The organism is Acinetobacter pittii, assembly GCF_034064985.1.
Taxonomy (GTDB): Bacteria; Pseudomonadota; Gammaproteobacteria; order Pseudomonadales; family Moraxellaceae; genus Acinetobacter; species Acinetobacter pittii_H.
This window is the reverse complement of record NZ_CP139249.1, coordinates 1,255,544-1,270,640: the sequence shown is the minus strand read 5'-3', so window position 1 is coordinate 1,270,640 and position 15,097 is coordinate 1,255,544. Positions and strand designations below refer to the sequence as shown.

The following is a 15,097-nucleotide window of genomic DNA, read 5'->3' as shown; positions in this document are numbered from 1 at the left end:
AAATTACCATTTGGCGACATATTTTTTATTTTTTTAAATTTGGCTAAAGATTAAATTTGAATAGAGTTTTAAAATTTTTTTATTTTTAATTATATATAACAGTTTTATAAATTTAAGATAATTACCTCTCAAACTTATTTAAAAATAATTCTTTTTGATACATTTAAAGCAAAATCCTGTCTTTTGGGTCACTGAACTCATCTTTTATTCCATTTAATATCCGTAAAAGACCAGCTCGTCACTGCTCTGGGCAACATCTTTATAGGTTTTATATTCAATGAGTTTATTGCTTAAAGTTCGTCAGAACGTTCCACAGCTACAGTCTATTAAAAAATCTCTTCAGACACGTGCTGGTCAAAAAATACCTCACATGCTGATCAATGCATCAGATCTCTTTTTCAGAGGCCCTCAAATTGCCTTGTCAGGAAAAACACCTTTTGATGTGATTTATAAGCATGAAATTATTAGTTTACGCCATTATAGAAATGAGACCGACACATTTATATCTAAGCACCGCGTACCGTTAGTGATCGTTCCGCCGCTAGCAGTGAACATGCTCATTTATGATTTGTTTCCTACGCGTAGCTTTGTACGCTATTTTTTAGCGCAAGGTTTTGATGTCTATTTAATTGACTGGGGCATCCCAACTCGGCACCAAGCAAAATACAATTTCGGCACTTACATTAAAGTTTTTATGCCTGAAATGCTAAAGCAAGTTCGCGCCTACAGTGGTCAACAACAGCTTTCTTTACATGGTTGGAGTTTAGGCGGTGCACTTTCACTCTGCTATACCGCATTATTTAAAGATAAAGATATTAAAAACCTGATTATTCTGGCATCTCCTATCGACACACATAAAGCGGGTTACATGGGGAAACTATACGGTAGCCTCACCAAACCTGCCGAATGGGTTCGTAAACATACGCCGTTTCGTATTCGCCATCATGTACCAAGTGAAGCATTTCATATTCACGGCTGGCAAAATACCCTTGGTTTTAAATTAACCGACCCGATTGGAAATCTGAAAACATATTGGGAACTTTTTAAGAATCTTGATAACCGAGAATTTATTGTCGACCATGCAACCTCAAGTTCATTTATCGATAATATGCTGGCTTACCCAGGTGGAGTCATGCGCGATATTATTCTCCGCTTCTGGATTGATAATGAGCTGTCTAAAGGCGTGGTTAAATTTGGTGAACTTACCGCCTATCTAAAAGACATTAAATGTTCAGTATTAGCTGTCGGTGGTAACACAGATATTATCGTGACAGCTGATGCTGTTAAGCCGCTTATGGATTTGATTAGTAGCGAAGACAAAACCTTTAAAGTCGTGCCAGGTGGCCATATGGGTGTGGTTTCTGGTAGCCAAGCACCGACTACAGTCTGGCCAGAAGTGAGTCAATGGTTAGTTGAGCGCTCAGATTAATCCATTAAAATATTAGCGAAAACCAGCCTAATTAACCTTAGACTGGTTTTAATTCCCACTAAATTTTTAAAGTTTTGCACAAATCTTCTAGAACTGTGTTGATCTCTTTTGTAACGTTCTAGAGGCAAAAGCTGAAAATTTATGGGTCAAAGATTATGAGTAACTGGGTGGATATTTCAAAAGATACCAATACTGGTATCAAAACAATCCGTGCCCATTTTACGGGTCATGCTTATGATCCCCATTGGCATTCAAGTTATTTAATTGGTGTAACTGAATCTGGTATTCAACAGTTCCATTGTCGTAAAAAACAAATTAATAGTCATGCTGGGCAAGTATTTATGCTTGAACCAGAAGAAATTCATGATGGACATGCACCTGCATCTGATGGCTTTACCTATCAAATGCTTTATCTACACCCCGAATGGTTGAAGCAACGTATTCAGGGATTATTTCATAACAGCCCTGATCATTACGAGTTAGTAATTGATGCACCATTAAAGTCCGATGAGCAACTTGCAATTATTACGTCACAAGCATTTCAGCATTTGCATTATAAAGAAATGAATATTGTGAAAGACAATAGTCTTGACTTGCTCATTCAATATATTGCTCAAGGGAAATGGCTAAGAAGAGCTCAACAAACATCGTCTATGCATGGTCCTCGAGTCGCTCATCAAATTCGAGATATTCTGCATGACCATTTATTTGATGATATTGGATTAGAAGAGATTTCAAATATGATCGGCCTAGACCGATATCATATTCACCGTATTTTTAAAGCTGCCTTTCACTTAGCTCCTCACCAATATCTGATTCAACTCAGACTTACACGAGCAAGAGAGCTACTTTCCAGAAGCATCTCACCTGCACAAGTTGCTTCAGATTTATGTTTTGCCGATCAAAGCCATTTGAGCCGCTGGTTTAAACGTTGCTATGGTTTAACTCCCGCCGCCTATAAAAAAATCTGCACAAATCTTTAAGATTAATAGTTTAAATTAATTCATCTTATAGTTGCTCTTTAATGAAGCCGATAAAATAAGAAATCTCACTATATTTTTATTATTTACGATTATTAATTTAATTATTCAAACAAAAAACTTCATACTTCTAAATTCAAGTAGTCATCATAAAATATATATTTTTCCTAATGTGTTTTTAATAACAATATTTTTTGGTTCATTATTTTTTATTTAAAAAAAACTTAATAGACTGATGTTACTTTTTGTTATTTATGCAAAGTTTAGCTTACTCCTTAAACCAATATAAACTTCTGAAAAATATATATTTAATACAAAATCAACTTTGTAAATTTTGTATATTTTTTATACAATTGTAGGCAATTTCTCACAATCATGTAAGCCAAAACTTACAACATAACCGTTTGTTTTTCCTATAATTAATTTCAGTACATATAAGCACTCTTTACTATTAAATAGAAAGCTTAATATTAATAAAGAGATCTGGAGAAAATGATAAATTCATCTTTATTAATAGAAAAACTCTTAATAATAGAAAAAGAATCTCAAAAAATTAATATGTACTATCTTTCCTCTGGAAACAGAGGAAAGATAATTTTTTTAATCATCAGATAGGGTATAGAAAATGTTTATTGCAAAAAATATATTTGTATATTTACTATCAATGTTAGCTTTATGCTTACTGATTATTCTTTTTAACTATATAGGAATGAACGAGACGATTAATCTTCTTCTCTCTTCAGCGCTTTTTGGGATATTTATTACTTGGTATTTCAAAGGTAGTGGACTGTGCCTTGCTTTATTTGGCTTTTTTTATTGGGCAATGTTTATCATTAGCCAAAGCCTAGAAGTGATATGGATGCTCGCAACCACAGTTATTGTATATTTAGTGATGACTAGAATACTACCTAAACTCAAGACCATCCATATCGGTGTAATAGCCAAATAGCTAGAACGGGTTCACTCCCCGATTTACCATACCCACTTTTTTAACTGTCTTAATTTTGGTTTGCTCAGCAGTAACTAATTCTTTAAGAAAATCTTTTAAATTTTGCTCATCGAGACGAATAGGATTAAAAGTAGTTTCTCCCATTTTTAGAAAGAAAGATTCAATATTTGTATTGCGTTGCACATATTTCATTGACCATCTCTGAAAAGAGTTTTGTTCAATGGAATATGTACACAACCATTTAACATTGTGGTGTCTTTCATCATTTGTAATTTTTTCAAATAACCTTTCAACCACCTCTTGTTCACCTTCTAAACATTGAAAGAAAGCATTATCAGCATAATAAAGTACGCCACAGATCTTATTTAAATCATTGAAATCTCTGGCTTCTGTCAAAATATCACGTAGATCTTGCAATAAATCTTCATTTTTTTCGTTTCGTTGGCTGGCATAACACAGGCGAACGTTCATTAGCAATTCCGTGAAATATAAAATTTCTTTATTTAAAGATTTTCTAATCTAACATACATCTGTTACAAATAATTTATATTTCACATATATTTTAAAGTTTATATTAAAATTAAATTAGTAATTACATATACTTATAATTAAAGATTAATTGTGATATAAAAATAAAAAGCCCGTTTACTCAGAGCCTTAAAGCTTTAAAAAAACCATCAATATATTTAAAGCCAAAATAAAAAAAAGCACTAAAAAGTGCTTTTTTTGTTTGCTGTATATTATTGTGGAATAATATTTACAGCATTTGGGCCTTTTTGCCCTTGAGTAACAGTAAACGTTACACGTTGACCTTCGTGCAAAGTTTTGAAACCTGAACCAGAAATTTCTTTGAAGTGAGCAAACACATCTGGACCATTATCTTGTTGAATAAAACCGAAACCTTTAGTTTCGTTAAACCACTTAACTGTACCACTTACTGTATTAGACATGATATATCCTACTGATTTCTAATATTTTAGAATCATTAAACAAATAATGACGCTATCATAACTTTGAAAAAAGAATAACAAATTGAGCTTAATATCTTAAAAAACGAAGGATTATGACTAAAACTACGATACTTAAAAGAAGATTTACTAACAAGACTTTTTTCTAGTTAACTAAATCATACAGGAAATAAATTAGTATTCAAGGCTTTTATTTAAATAATTTTCAAAAGGTAACTTAAATAAATAGAAAACAATAGCTTAAAAAAATATTAAGAAATTCAGCATATTGTCTGAGTAAATAATAATCTATTATTTACATAACCATGAAACAGCAGAAATCGAAATATCTATTTATAAAATTACTTGAGCCTGAATAAAAGTCGTTTTTAAAAAATTATAGATAATAAAAAACTCCTAAATAGGAGCTTCATCTTTTATTCAATGGCAGAGGATCAAGGACTCGAACCTTGACGAACGGTTTTGGAGACCGTCATGCTACCATTACATCAATCCTCTATATTTATGATTAAACACACTGAATTTAATCATAAAAAAAGCAAGATCATTGTCTTGCTTCTTTCAATGGTGGGGGCGAAGAGACTCGAACTCTTACACCTTGCGGCGCTGGAACCTAAATCCAGTGCGTCTACCAATTTCGCCACGCCCCCATCTGGGACATTTATTTAAAATAAATGTGGCAGAGGATCAAGGACTCGAACCTTGACGAACGGTTTTGGAGACCGTCATGCTACCATTACACCAATCCTCTTCCAAGATCTAGATGACTTAACATCTACATCAAACTTTAAGTTTCTAACTTAAAGTGGTGGGGGCGAAGAGACTCGAACTCTTACACCTTGCGGCGCTGGAACCTAAATCCAGTGCGTCTACCAATTTCGCCACGCCCCCGATGGCTGTGTATATTAGCGATAAGATCTAACAGTGACAAGTGTTTTTTTTCTAAAAAAAACTAACCGTGTAAATTGTATACAGATACTAGATCAATGATTTTTATCAATTTGAATCTGCTTTAAGCAATTTATTGCTTCACTGGCATTTGAAAAGCGGTTTTGCTGCTGTTTTTGTAATAATCCTGTGAGCAATGGATAAAAATTGAGAAATTGCGGAGGCAATCCAATCGTTAAGTTTTGACAATGTAGTATTGCCCAATCACGATAACTAATTGCTTCTAAGCGAGTTTGGGTTAACCATTCATATAAAACGATACCCAATGCATATAAATCACTTTGTATGCTCTTATACCCTCCTCGAAATAGTTCAGGAGCCATATAACGAGGTGTTGCATCCATGATTAATTCTTGACTTGAGACCGGCCTCGTTTTCTCAAAATCAATCAAATAAGGCTTTTGCTGAAACTCTCTAAAATGTTCTGTCTTGACATCTCCATGAATCCAGCCAAATTCATGCAGTTCAGCAAGTTTATTTATTGCGCACCAAATCTTTCGATATATGTCACTAAAATCAGTTTCCTCATTCAATGAATCAAACCATACATCACTATCAGGTAAAATTAAAACCTGACCTAAGGAATGTTCTAGCTGAGGAATTAAGCTGACTTCAATCAGTTTGTAAGGTAAAAGCCATGTTGAGTTCTTAAGATTAATTTCTTTGTAAAATAATTGCTCATGCAAGAAATCTTGCTCACTTTGAGCATGGGTTTCAGGCAAATGATATTTTAACCAGTAATTCTTAGTGTCTATGGTACATGTCCATAAACACCGCCCTAACGCTGCACTTGCTGGCTTTGTCACACATATTAAGTTTTCTATTGGGGAAGCAAAATCATGCTTCAGCATAGTAAGACTCAGGCTGTTGTTTCTTTTCTTCAAAACGCAAGACCTCTAAACAATGCTGAATTGTTTTACCAATACGAGCATGCGTCTCAATTGAAGAAATTTTTGGCCAAGTCGCACGCTCCCCTTCTCTTTGCAAGCGCTTAAACAAATGTGGACGCGGATTTTGCAAAGTATAGGTATAGTGACTTAGGCTATATTTAGCAATGATATTTACATCACCATAATAACGTTGTCCCATTACGCCATATCCATGATCTAACAATCTTCTGACTGGAGATATAGAACCAAGTCGCTGACGTGTAAAATCCATAACGCCCATTGATAAAACTTTACCTTGGCGTCTTAGAATTCTTTCAGGCCAACTTAGTACGTCTTTACGAAAGCGATCCGCATCATTTTGCATAAATGGAACAATATGGGGGTTAACCTGACTCGCAATCGTGTAGTTTAAATTGTAAAGCCGTGCCATTCTTTCTTGAGGGAAATCACTTCTTACACTTCCATCCACCCACTTTGTATTTGCCATATAAGGTGTATGCTCACCATCATAACGTTTACTGGTTAAACGTACCGGTGGGAATAAAATTGGTACAGCACATGAAGCCAATACCGCACTCCATACCAAAACGTTCGGTGTCATAATGGCATTCATAATTCTTGGGTTTTCTGTTGCATCATACGGCGCTACAGCAACATTAATATTCAAACCTGATTTTTTAAAAGCCTCTTCAAACGTAAGATCGCCTAAATTTTCAATAAGGAATTTTTTCAAATAGTGAACATCGGCAATTCCACCATTGCCTTTAATGAGTTCACGGAATTTCCTGAAATGAAAAGCATCACTAAAGAATTGTTCACCATTTAATAGATTTTGAACATCTTCACTGGCAGAGGTTCCCAGCATACCTGTCATAATTGCTCCAGCACTTGAGCCAGAGAGCACTTTTGGCATTAAGTCTTGTTCAATTAAAGCCTTACACACACCTGTATGAAACAGACCTAAAGTCGCCCCACCCGAGAACATAAGTGCGGGCTGTCCGTATGCCTTTTCACAGTTTTCAAAAAACTCTATTTTTTCTTTTCTTTGAAAGGTGATGCATTCACTTGAAGCAATATAAGCCAAGCTTTGGCTTACCTCATCAATATAGTCTTCAATTAACTTTTTTGTTCCCACATGCGTTGCAGCAAAAAGCATGGGGTGACCAATATTTGCAATATCGTAAGTTAAACCTTCTTTGAGTAAATAGATGAGGTCTAGTGTTCGATGTTGCTGACGATATCTTTTGAGTAAGGTATACCGATAAGAAATGAGCTCAGCATCGAAGTAAGGTGAACTATTATCAAATTTCCACTCTTGTACCCCTGTTTCTTCATCTAATTTTAGAGCAAAAGACTTCCATTCTTCATAAGATTCCGCCATGTCTAATTGACGTTGTAATTTTTTGATACGGTAAGCCTGATGTGGATTCATATCACTTCGTAATTTTTCAAACATATTTCGTCCTCATCTTCTCAGATGATTTTACTGAATAGACATGACAACACTATGCTCGGTCTGAACATTTCAATCAATTGCAAAACCGATAAAGTGTATAGGCAATAAGTTTTTTGTCAGCCTGTTAATTTCGGTGTTAGTATCCTAGTAAATTACTGTTTAACATGATTGATAAACCATGGCTACCATTGATTTACCAGAGAATTTAGTTCAAACATTATCACTTGTATTAAATCAGCTACAGCAGGTCTTACCTGAGCCTAGACAAGAAACAGATTTTACTGCACCTGCTTTTAGATGGGAAAATCAGCAACTTAAAGCCATCTACAAACCGAAAAATATTTATCTTGATGACTTAAAAGGCATTGAGCGTCAGAAAGAAAAAATTATTCAAAATACTTTGCAATTTTTAAATGGCCTACCAGCAAATGATGTACTATTAACCGGCTCACGTGGTACAGGAAAATCATCTATTGTTCGTGCTTTATTAACTGAGTATGCCCCTCAAGGATTACGTTTAATTGAAATTGAACGTGATGATTTATCAGACTTACCCAAAATTCAAAAACTCATTCAAAATCGCCCTGAAAAATACATCGTCTATTGTGATGACTTGGCTTTTAACGCAGAAGATGAAAATTACCGTAGTCTAAAAAGTGTATTAGATGGTTCATTACAGTCAGGTTCAAGTAATTTTATTATTTATGCAACCAGTAACCGTCGCCACCTGTTACCAGAATTCATGCACGAAAATACACCTGTAACTAAGGTGGACGTTCCCCAATATACTGAACTACATCCACAAGAAGCGATTGAAGAAAAGATCTCTTTGTCAGATCGGTTTGGTCTATGGCTATCTTTTTATCCAATGGATCAAAACCTATATTTAGAAATCGTTGAGCATTATCTTGATAAAGCAAACATGCCTTTCAATGATGAAGTTCGTGCAGAAAGTCTACGTTGGTGTCAGATGCGGGGCCAGCGCTCTGGTCGAGCTGCTTATCAGTTTTCTAAGCATTGGATTGGTTTAAACGCCTTAAAAGATTTGTCTAACAATTAAATAAAATGTCCCGCAAAGCCTTAGCTTTGGCCTATAAACCGCTTAGCTTTGGCAGTTGTTTTTCATAACCTAAAACAAAGATAGCCCTTCTTTAGGTTTATATATGAAAAAGCAATTGCCAAAAATTTCTACAACAAGTAAAGCGCTTGGTAAAAGTTTATTACTTGCACAAGGCGTTTTAGATCAAGCAAAAAAATATTCAACTCTTCCTTTTACTCAAGCTCATATCATCCGTCCACGAGTTGACGAAAAATATTATAGCTGGACACATTACGGTATTTTTTTCCCGCTTTTACCAGAGCCGCATCGTTACTTAAATATTATGATTTTAATCGGTACACCAGGCGCACTTGCTTTTGACCATGATGACATCATTACTGGTAACCCGAGAAAAACAGCTACATTCTTTTCAAGCACAGCTGCTCTGGAAGAAGTTTTATTGAAGGCCTATGTCATTCCCGAAGATACAAAAATTAATAAAGATGAAACCTTAATAGAACTAGGTCAGGAAATTTCAATTCAAGGAAAATTTCCACACATCCATATTAATGGACATTATGATGGGTTTGATTTCGACTTTGATATCGATATCACTTCACATGTTTCATGGTTTATAAAAACACCAATCTATGATCATTTTAGTTTATTGACAAAGTTTAAAGGTTTTTTAAACTATCAAGCAAAACGCATTGAAACCCAAGGACTTTGTACTTACGAATATGCACGAGCAGTGGGTCCTCACTCCATTACAAATAAACTTATTCCTGATGCATATAAACTGCCACTTGATTTTTTTACTTATCAAATTATCAATTTAAACGAGGCCACTCAACTTCTTCTTACCAAAGCCGATATTGCAGGACAAACAGCTGCATACACCTTGCATATTAGACATCTGGACCAGCCAGCTGAAATTTACACAGATGTAAGCTTTGATATTATTTCGCATCAAGTTGATGACTTCGTTTCACCTACTGGGCAAAAAATGCGACTTCCAAAATATTTTTCTTGGATCGCTCGAAATGATGCAAAGCAAATTATCTTAAATATTCAGGCAGAAATTGACTGCCCATTCCGTTATGGTCATGGGCGAGGTTATGCGAGTAGCTATATATTTACAGGTCATTATTTTGGTAATGAAGTACAAGGCCGTGGTTATATCGAATACATTGATATTGAAAACCAACAGGCCTTTGACGATGAATAATTTTACTCAGGAATAGTAAGTTCAGTCATTGGCCATCTTGGTGTGGTCGTTACCGCTAAACCATCATGCTGACCTGCTTTTAAACGCTGATAACCAGCAAAAGCAATCATTGCCCCATTATCAGTACATAAAGCAGGCTCTGCATAATAAACCTGTGCTTTAATTTTCGCCAAAGAAGTTTCTAATTGCTCGCGTAGTCTTAAATTTGCGCTAACTCCACCTGCAATCACTAAACGTTTAAGTCCAGTTTGCTTTAAAGCTTTTACTGATTTTTTTACCAATGTATCTACAATTGCTTCTTGGAATGAAGCAGCAATGTCAGCGTCACGATTCTCACCATTCAATTTTTTCAATTGAACAGAAACAGCTGTTTTTAAACCACTAAAAGAAAAGTTCAAGCCTTGATGAAGCATAGGTCTTGGAAACTCAAAAGCTAATGGATCACCAGATAATGCAAGTTTTGCGATATTTGGCCCACCTGGATATGGCAAGCTCATCATTTTTGCAACTTTATCAAAGGCTTCCCCAGCTGCATCATCAATAGATTCACCCAAAAGTTCATATTGACCAATACCGTGAGCTGCCATTAATTGTGTATGCCCACCTGAAACCAATAAAGCAACAAATGGAAATTCAGGCGGTTGACTTGAGAGTAAAGGTGCCAACATATGCCCTTCCATATGGTGAACACCTATGGCAGGTTTATTTAAAGAAAAAGCTAAAGTTCTTCCAAATAAAGCCCCAGTCATTAAGGCTCCCATTAACCCAGGACCACGTGTATAAGCAACAGCATCAATCTCTTGTTTTGTTACATCACTTTGCTCAAGCAATTGATTCATTAAAGGAATTAATTTTCGAACATGGTCTCGAGAAGCAAGTTCAGGTACTACTCCACCATATTCGGCATGAAGTTTAATTTGGCTATAAAGAACCTGTCCCCGCAAGCCGAGTTCGCTATCATAAAGTGCCAACCCTGTTTCATCACAAGAAGTTTCCAAGCCTAAAACAATCATCAAAACTGCCTTTTATATGAGTCAAAATATTGCAATCGCTATTATAGACTTGTGATATGAGTTGTAAATGAGTAAAATACTGACCTTCACTTGTGATCCGGCACAATAGTGTGCTTGATCTTATCCATAATCTAGAGGATTTTACATGCCACAAGTTAAGTTGAAAGAAGGCGAACCAGTTGACGTAGCTATCCGTCGTTTCAAACGTTCATGCGAAAAAGCTGGTGTTTTAGCTGACGTTCGTAAACGCGAATTCTACGAGAAACCAACTCAAGAACGTAAGCGCAAAAAAGCTGCAGCAGTTAAACGCTACCAAAAGAAATTGGCTCGCGAATCTGTACGTACTACTCGCCTTTACTAATTAATTTGTGATTGACTGCTGAATTATGACTACTTTAAAAAACCAAATTACTGATGCATTAAAAACTTCTATGCGTGCCAAAGATATGGCAACAGTGACGGTTTTGCGTAGTCTACAAGCGGCAATTAAGCAAATCGAAGTCGATGAGCGCAAAGAGCTTGACGACGCTCAGGTTCTTGCGGTCATTGAAAAGCAAATTAAACAACGTAAAGAATCGATCAAAGCCTTTGAAGGTGCTGGTCGTAATGATTTAGCTAGTAAAGAACAAGCCGAAGCTGAGATTATCTCTCAGTTTCTACCAGAAGCTATGACTGAGGAAGAGCTTGATTCTATCATTGAGCAAACGATTGCTGCTCAAGAAGCAACTAGCATGAAAGATATGGGTAAGGTGATGAATTCTCTACGTCCGATCATAGCCGGGCGTGCCGATCCTGCTCAAGTTTCAGCAAAAATTAAAGCTAAGTTAGCTTAATTCCCCCTTTCTAAATTTTATATTTCTTCCAATCAAGCTTCTTTAGTTTGTATATATTTGCACATCTGCAAATTAAGTAAGATATAACTCTTAAATCTTCATTCTTCGCTCATCTTGCATTTGTTTCAAACGACTGTCTATTCTTGCCGACATTGCTTGATTGTCTTTTGCTAATCGCTGAGCATGCAACATTGATTTAATTGCATTTTCTTCACTACCTGACCAATATTCTGCTTCAGCCCGATAGCGTAGAACATTAACCGCTCTTAAAGGTCCATTCTTATCCAAATTCGCAGCTTGCTGTAAAAATTGCCAACCTTGTATATCTCTTGGATTCTTATTAATAAATCTTTGAACTAAGGTTTGAACTTGCGCAAACTTACCTTGGCGTAGCAGCACCTCAGCCAACTTATAACTAAAAGCTTTATTTTCAGGCATCGTCATCTGCATAGAAGCAATTGTTGTATAAGCTTGATCTAATTTGTTCTGCCCCAAATAAATATCTGTCTGCAATAATGCCACTAGAGGCTTTCCACTAGATTTCGCTTGATCTAAAGTAGACTGGGCTTGAGCATAATCACCTTGTCTTGTGTAAAATGCTGCTAAAGCAATCAGACCAGCAATATTCTTTTGAGAGGCCAAACTTTGTAGTTGGTTTTCAGTTGCCTGATTTGCAACCACCATGGTGTACCATTTTAGAATCTCAAAATCAGCATCATATATACGGTTTTTAACTCTCGGCATCTGGTTTGCACGCAGCCGCGCTTCGCTCATACGTTCAGTCGTCAATGGATGAGTCAACCAGAAATCTGGTAAAAAACTCACTCGACTTGTAGCCCTATGCATTGTTTCAAAGTAATCTGCCATACTTTGTGGATTATAACCCGCCGCATACATATATTGCATGCCGATACGGTCTGCTTCACGCTCTTGGTTTCGACTATATGTTAATTGCTTATCCATGAGTGCAGCTTGGGTCCCAAGCATCACTGCTGCACCCGCATCACCACCACCCTGCGCAGCTATAGCCACTCCCGCTAAAAGCCCGGCTAGACTTAGCAATGTTTGACCTTTAAAGGCTTCTTCAGAGCGGCTAAAATGTCTTTGCGATACATGCGCAATTTCGTGAGCCATAACCCCAGCAATTTCATCAATATTTCGTGCTGAGGCAATCAGCCCTGTATTGAGCGCAAATAAGCCACCCGGAACAGCAAAAGCATTAATTTGTGGGTCTTTAATCACGACTAGACCAATCGGCTGCCCAAGCTGGGTTTCACTTAAAATACTCGAAAATACCTGAAAAAATTGATCTTCTAGCCAGACATCTTGAATAACGGGCATTTGTTTGTGGACTTCACGAAAAACTTTTTCGCCAATAAATTTTTCTTTTTGTTGATCAAGCAAACCAATCCCACTTCCAATATTTGGAATTTCTACCTGATTTGCAGAAGGCTGAGGATCGAAAGGCTGTGCGTACGAAGCATTTGTTATAAAAGCCGTACTTAAAATAATTGGCAAAAATCTCAAAAGTTTTTCTCTAGTAAAATTAAACCATCAAAAAAAGTCTACCGATATAAAACATAAAAAATTATATTCAATCAATAGACTTTTAATATATCACTCGAGATCGCTTAATTTTGCAATGAAGTGTTATTAATCATTTATGCAAAGTTTGGGTTTACCAAATATCTAGGAGTTTTATCCTCTAAAGCTTCAACTAAATTTTTATAAGCAAGATTTGCCATTTTTTTACGGGTCTCGGCAGTAGCCGACCCTACATGAGGCAAAGTAACAACATTTGGCAGTTTAAAAAGCTCTGAATCTTGTAAAGGTTCTTTTTCGTATACATCCAAACCAGCCCCAAAGATTTCACCGCTTTGTAAGGCCTCAATCAAAGCTTGCTCATCAACCACTGAACCACGCGCAATATTAATAAAAATAGCGTGCTTTTGCATAAGCTCAAATTGAGCTTTCCCCATCAAGGCTTTCGATTCATTATTTAAGTCAACTGCGGTTACCACAAAATCAGACTGTTGCAATAACTCATCTAAACCAAGATATTGTGCTTTTAAAGGTTCTGCCAATTCAGGCTTTTCACGGCGATTATGGTAAACAATATTCATGTTAAATCCATAAAAACCACGGCGTGCAATTGCGGCACCAATATTACCAAGCCCAATAATTCCTAGTGTCTTTCCAAAAACATCTAAACCAAACTGCTGAGGCCCAACAGTTCTTTTCCATTCACCTTGTTTAGTCCAATGATCAAGAAAAGGAACTTTTCTAGCAGCGCTAAGTAATAATGTAAAAGCAAGATCAGCCGTTGTTTCAGTTAAAACATGAGGTGTATTTGATAACCAGATTTTTCTTTGGTTTAGATAAGCTACATCATAATTGTCATAGCCAACTGTTACAGATGAAATAATTTTGAGTTTTTGAGCAGGCGCAAGATTACTTTCATTAAGAAGTCGACCAGCACCAATCATCCCATCAGCATCTACAACTTGTTGGCGTATTTGCTCATTAATATCACCCAGTTTTGGATTAAGAACCACAACATGATAATCCTGTTGTAATCGAGACAAAATTTCTTCGTCAATTTGGCTAAAAACTACAACTTTTTTCATGTAAATCCCTACTATTCGTTGTTATCTTGCATCAATTGCCATAATCTTTTTTTAAGGAGAGGTTTCTCCAACATCTCTTTTAAACTTGCTAAGTGAATAATATTGGCATGTTGAATATAAGAACATTCACCCAAACACAAAATTTTCTTATCTGCTGCAACAGCGCCTAAAAATCCTTGAATATATGAACCTGCACCGCGTTGGTCTTGATAGCTAGCCAAAGGGAACGGCCATTTCAATTCAGCATATTGCCCTATTTTTGCTTTTTGAATGTTACTCCAAAGCTGCTTTTCTTCATCAGCTAAATTGGTAACATTTAAAAAAATGACACACTTTTCAAGCGCAAAAGCCTGCAACTCAAATGAAGCAAGCGTAACCACTGGAGCTTGTACTTCAGCACGAGGTGACACAACAGGCGGAACTTCTACTGGAAGTGGTACCGCAATTTCAGGTTCAATTTTTGGAACTTCATTGACTTGTGGTTTTGTCGGCTGCTCAAGAACTGGATTGTTCTTAGAAGGCAATATAATTGGCTCACCTTCTGGAGCAGCTTGATCTCGCCAGAGGCTTTGAGCATTATTTTTTTGGCACACCTGTGTCTTAGGAATCCATACATCAATTCCTAAAGTTGCCAATATATTTCTTTGCTGCCCAATCATCTGTAAATCGATACCTCTACTCTATCTACATTCTAACGGGCTTGAGTTTTTTTTTCAGTGTTTTATTTCATTCAGATG

The 15,097-nt window shown here is 36.2% G+C and carries 15 protein-coding genes and 4 tRNA genes; 7 read left to right on the top strand and 12 right to left on the bottom strand.

Annotation, left to right across the window (positions count from 1 at the left end):
• Positions 1–277 precede the first annotated feature (277 nt).
• The 3 genes from SOI76_RS06135 (at position 278) to SOI76_RS06125 (ending at position 3,358) form a co-directional block, all read left to right on the top strand.
• Positions 278–1,429 (top strand): alpha/beta fold hydrolase, encoded by a 1,152-nt coding sequence (locus tag SOI76_RS06135; protein ID WP_104078994.1) that lies wholly within the window; start codon positions 278–280, stop codon positions 1,427–1,429.
• Between the two features lie 155 nt (positions 1,430–1,584).
• Positions 1,585–2,412 carry an AraC family transcriptional regulator gene (locus tag SOI76_RS06130; RefSeq protein ID WP_104078995.1) on the top strand — a complete coding sequence of 276 codons (828 nt, stop codon included), beginning with the start codon at positions 1,585–1,587 and terminating at the stop codon, positions 2,410–2,412.
• Positions 2,413–3,034: 622 nt separating this feature from the next.
• The gene (locus tag SOI76_RS06125) at positions 3,035–3,358 is read left to right on the top strand and encodes a hypothetical protein (protein ID WP_032054225.1); all 324 of its coding nucleotides are present in this window, start codon (positions 3,035–3,037) and stop codon (positions 3,356–3,358) included.
• Here the strand turns inward: SOI76_RS06125 and SOI76_RS06120 are convergent, their stop codons facing one another.
• From SOI76_RS06120 to SOI76_RS06085, 8 genes are all read right to left on the bottom strand, one after another.
• Positions 3,359–3,829: an AnBLUF65 family BLUF photoreceptors gene (locus tag SOI76_RS06120; protein WP_104078996.1), complete on the bottom strand. Its 471-nt coding sequence runs from the start codon at positions 3,827–3,829 to the stop codon at positions 3,359–3,361.
• A gap of 269 nt (positions 3,830–4,098) precedes the next feature.
• Positions 4,099–4,308 carry a cold-shock protein gene (gene cspA / locus SOI76_RS06115; protein WP_003650775.1) on the bottom strand — a complete coding sequence of 70 codons (210 nt, stop codon included), beginning with the start codon at positions 4,306–4,308 and terminating at the stop codon, positions 4,099–4,101.
• Positions 4,309–4,750: 442 nt separating this feature from the next.
• A tRNA-Trp gene (locus SOI76_RS06110) sits at positions 4,751–4,824 on the bottom strand.
• A gap of 67 nt (positions 4,825–4,891) precedes the next feature.
• Positions 4,892–4,976 (bottom strand) — tRNA-Leu (locus SOI76_RS06105).
• A 27-nt stretch (positions 4,977–5,003) separates the two neighbouring features.
• A tRNA-Trp gene (locus SOI76_RS06100) sits at positions 5,004–5,077 on the bottom strand.
• Between the two features lie 55 nt (positions 5,078–5,132).
• Positions 5,133–5,217, bottom strand: a tRNA-Leu gene (locus tag SOI76_RS06095).
• Between the two features lie 92 nt (positions 5,218–5,309).
• The gene (locus SOI76_RS06090; protein ID WP_205668368.1) at positions 5,310–6,125 is read right to left on the bottom strand and encodes a protein kinase domain-containing protein; all 816 of its coding nucleotides are present in this window, start codon (positions 6,123–6,125) and stop codon (positions 5,310–5,312) included.
• Positions 6,112–7,620, bottom strand: a complete 1,509-nt coding sequence (locus tag SOI76_RS06085; protein ID WP_032053442.1) for a DUF3336 domain-containing protein — start codon at positions 7,618–7,620, stop codon at positions 6,112–6,114. Before SOI76_RS06085 ends, SOI76_RS06090 begins: the two co-directional genes overlap by 14 nt.
• A 178-nt stretch (positions 7,621–7,798) precedes the next feature.
• Here SOI76_RS06085 and SOI76_RS06080 point away from each other — a divergent pair, with 178 nt between their 5' ends.
• Both SOI76_RS06080 and SOI76_RS06075 read left to right on the top strand, forming a co-directional pair.
• Positions 7,799–8,680 (top strand): ATP-binding protein, encoded by an 882-nt coding sequence (locus tag SOI76_RS06080; RefSeq protein ID WP_104078997.1) that lies wholly within the window; start codon positions 7,799–7,801, stop codon positions 8,678–8,680.
• A 103-nt stretch (positions 8,681–8,783) separates the two neighbouring features.
• A complete protein-coding gene (locus SOI76_RS06075) occupies positions 8,784–9,887 on the top strand; it encodes a DUF6670 family protein (RefSeq protein WP_104078998.1) in 1,104 nt (367 codons plus the stop codon).
• A gap of 2 nt (positions 9,888–9,889) precedes the next feature.
• Here SOI76_RS06075 and tsaD read toward each other — a convergent pair whose 3' ends face one another.
• A complete protein-coding gene (gene tsaD, locus SOI76_RS06070) occupies positions 9,890–10,900 on the bottom strand; it encodes a tRNA (adenosine(37)-N6)-threonylcarbamoyltransferase complex transferase subunit TsaD (RefSeq protein WP_104078999.1) in 1,011 nt (336 codons plus the stop codon).
• Between the two features lie 145 nt (positions 10,901–11,045).
• On the opposite strand from tsaD, the gene rpsU reads away from it, so the two are divergent.
• Positions 11,046–11,261: a 30S ribosomal protein S21 gene (gene rpsU / locus SOI76_RS06065; protein ID WP_001136722.1), complete on the top strand. Its 216-nt coding sequence runs from the start codon at positions 11,046–11,048 to the stop codon at positions 11,259–11,261.
• Between the two features lie 25 nt (positions 11,262–11,286).
• Positions 11,287–11,733 (top strand): GatB/YqeY domain-containing protein, encoded by a 447-nt coding sequence (locus SOI76_RS06060; protein ID WP_002115302.1) that lies wholly within the window; start codon positions 11,287–11,289, stop codon positions 11,731–11,733.
• Between the two features lie 90 nt (positions 11,734–11,823).
• Here the strand turns inward: SOI76_RS06060 and SOI76_RS06055 are convergent, their stop codons facing one another.
• From SOI76_RS06055 to SOI76_RS06045, 3 genes are all read right to left on the bottom strand, one after another.
• Positions 11,824–13,251, bottom strand: coding sequence for a M48 family metalloprotease (locus SOI76_RS06055; protein WP_002115291.1), 1,428 nt, complete (start codon positions 13,249–13,251; stop codon positions 11,824–11,826).
• A gap of 143 nt (positions 13,252–13,394) precedes the next feature.
• Positions 13,395–14,360, bottom strand: a complete 966-nt coding sequence (tkrA, locus tag SOI76_RS06050) for a 2-hydroxyacid dehydrogenase (protein ID WP_017398569.1) — start codon at positions 14,358–14,360, stop codon at positions 13,395–13,397.
• Between the two features lie 11 nt (positions 14,361–14,371).
• Positions 14,372–15,019, bottom strand: coding sequence for a hypothetical protein (locus SOI76_RS06045; RefSeq protein ID WP_104079000.1), 648 nt, complete (start codon positions 15,017–15,019; stop codon positions 14,372–14,374).
• Positions 15,020–15,097 lie beyond the last annotated feature (78 nt).

Excerpts from the sequence above, each read along its gene's own strand:
- SOI76_RS06135 (WP_104078994.1), top strand. The coding sequence starts at position 278 with ATGAGTTTATTGCTTAAAGTTCGTCAGAACGTTCCACAGCTACAGTCT.
- SOI76_RS06130 (WP_104078995.1), top strand. The coding sequence starts at position 1,585 with ATGAGTAACTGGGTGGATATTTCAAAAGATACCAATACTGGTATCAAA.
- SOI76_RS06125 (WP_032054225.1), top strand. The coding sequence starts at position 3,035 with ATGTTTATTGCAAAAAATATATTTGTATATTTACTATCAATGTTAGCT.
- SOI76_RS06120 (WP_104078996.1), bottom strand. The coding sequence starts at position 3,829 with ATGAACGTTCGCCTGTGTTATGCCAGCCAACGAAACGAAAAAAATGAA.
- cspA (WP_003650775.1), bottom strand. The coding sequence starts at position 4,308 with ATGTCTAATACAGTAAGTGGTACAGTTAAGTGGTTTAACGAAACTAAA.
- SOI76_RS06090 (WP_205668368.1), bottom strand. The coding sequence starts at position 6,125 with ATGCTGAAGCATGATTTTGCTTCCCCAATAGAAAACTTAATATGTGTG.
- SOI76_RS06085 (WP_032053442.1), bottom strand. The coding sequence starts at position 7,620 with ATGTTTGAAAAATTACGAAGTGATATGAATCCACATCAGGCTTACCGT.
- SOI76_RS06080 (WP_104078997.1), top strand. The coding sequence starts at position 7,799 with ATGGCTACCATTGATTTACCAGAGAATTTAGTTCAAACATTATCACTT.
- SOI76_RS06075 (WP_104078998.1), top strand. The coding sequence starts at position 8,784 with ATGAAAAAGCAATTGCCAAAAATTTCTACAACAAGTAAAGCGCTTGGT.
- tsaD (WP_104078999.1), bottom strand. The coding sequence starts at position 10,900 with ATGATTGTTTTAGGCTTGGAAACTTCTTGTGATGAAACAGGGTTGGCA.
- rpsU (WP_001136722.1), top strand. The coding sequence starts at position 11,046 with ATGCCACAAGTTAAGTTGAAAGAAGGCGAACCAGTTGACGTAGCTATC.
- SOI76_RS06060 (WP_002115302.1), top strand. The coding sequence starts at position 11,287 with ATGACTACTTTAAAAAACCAAATTACTGATGCATTAAAAACTTCTATG.
- tkrA (WP_017398569.1), bottom strand. The coding sequence starts at position 14,360 with ATGAAAAAAGTTGTAGTTTTTAGCCAAATTGACGAAGAAATTTTGTCT.
- SOI76_RS06045 (WP_104079000.1), bottom strand. The coding sequence starts at position 15,019 with ATGATTGGGCAGCAAAGAAATATATTGGCAACTTTAGGAATTGATGTA.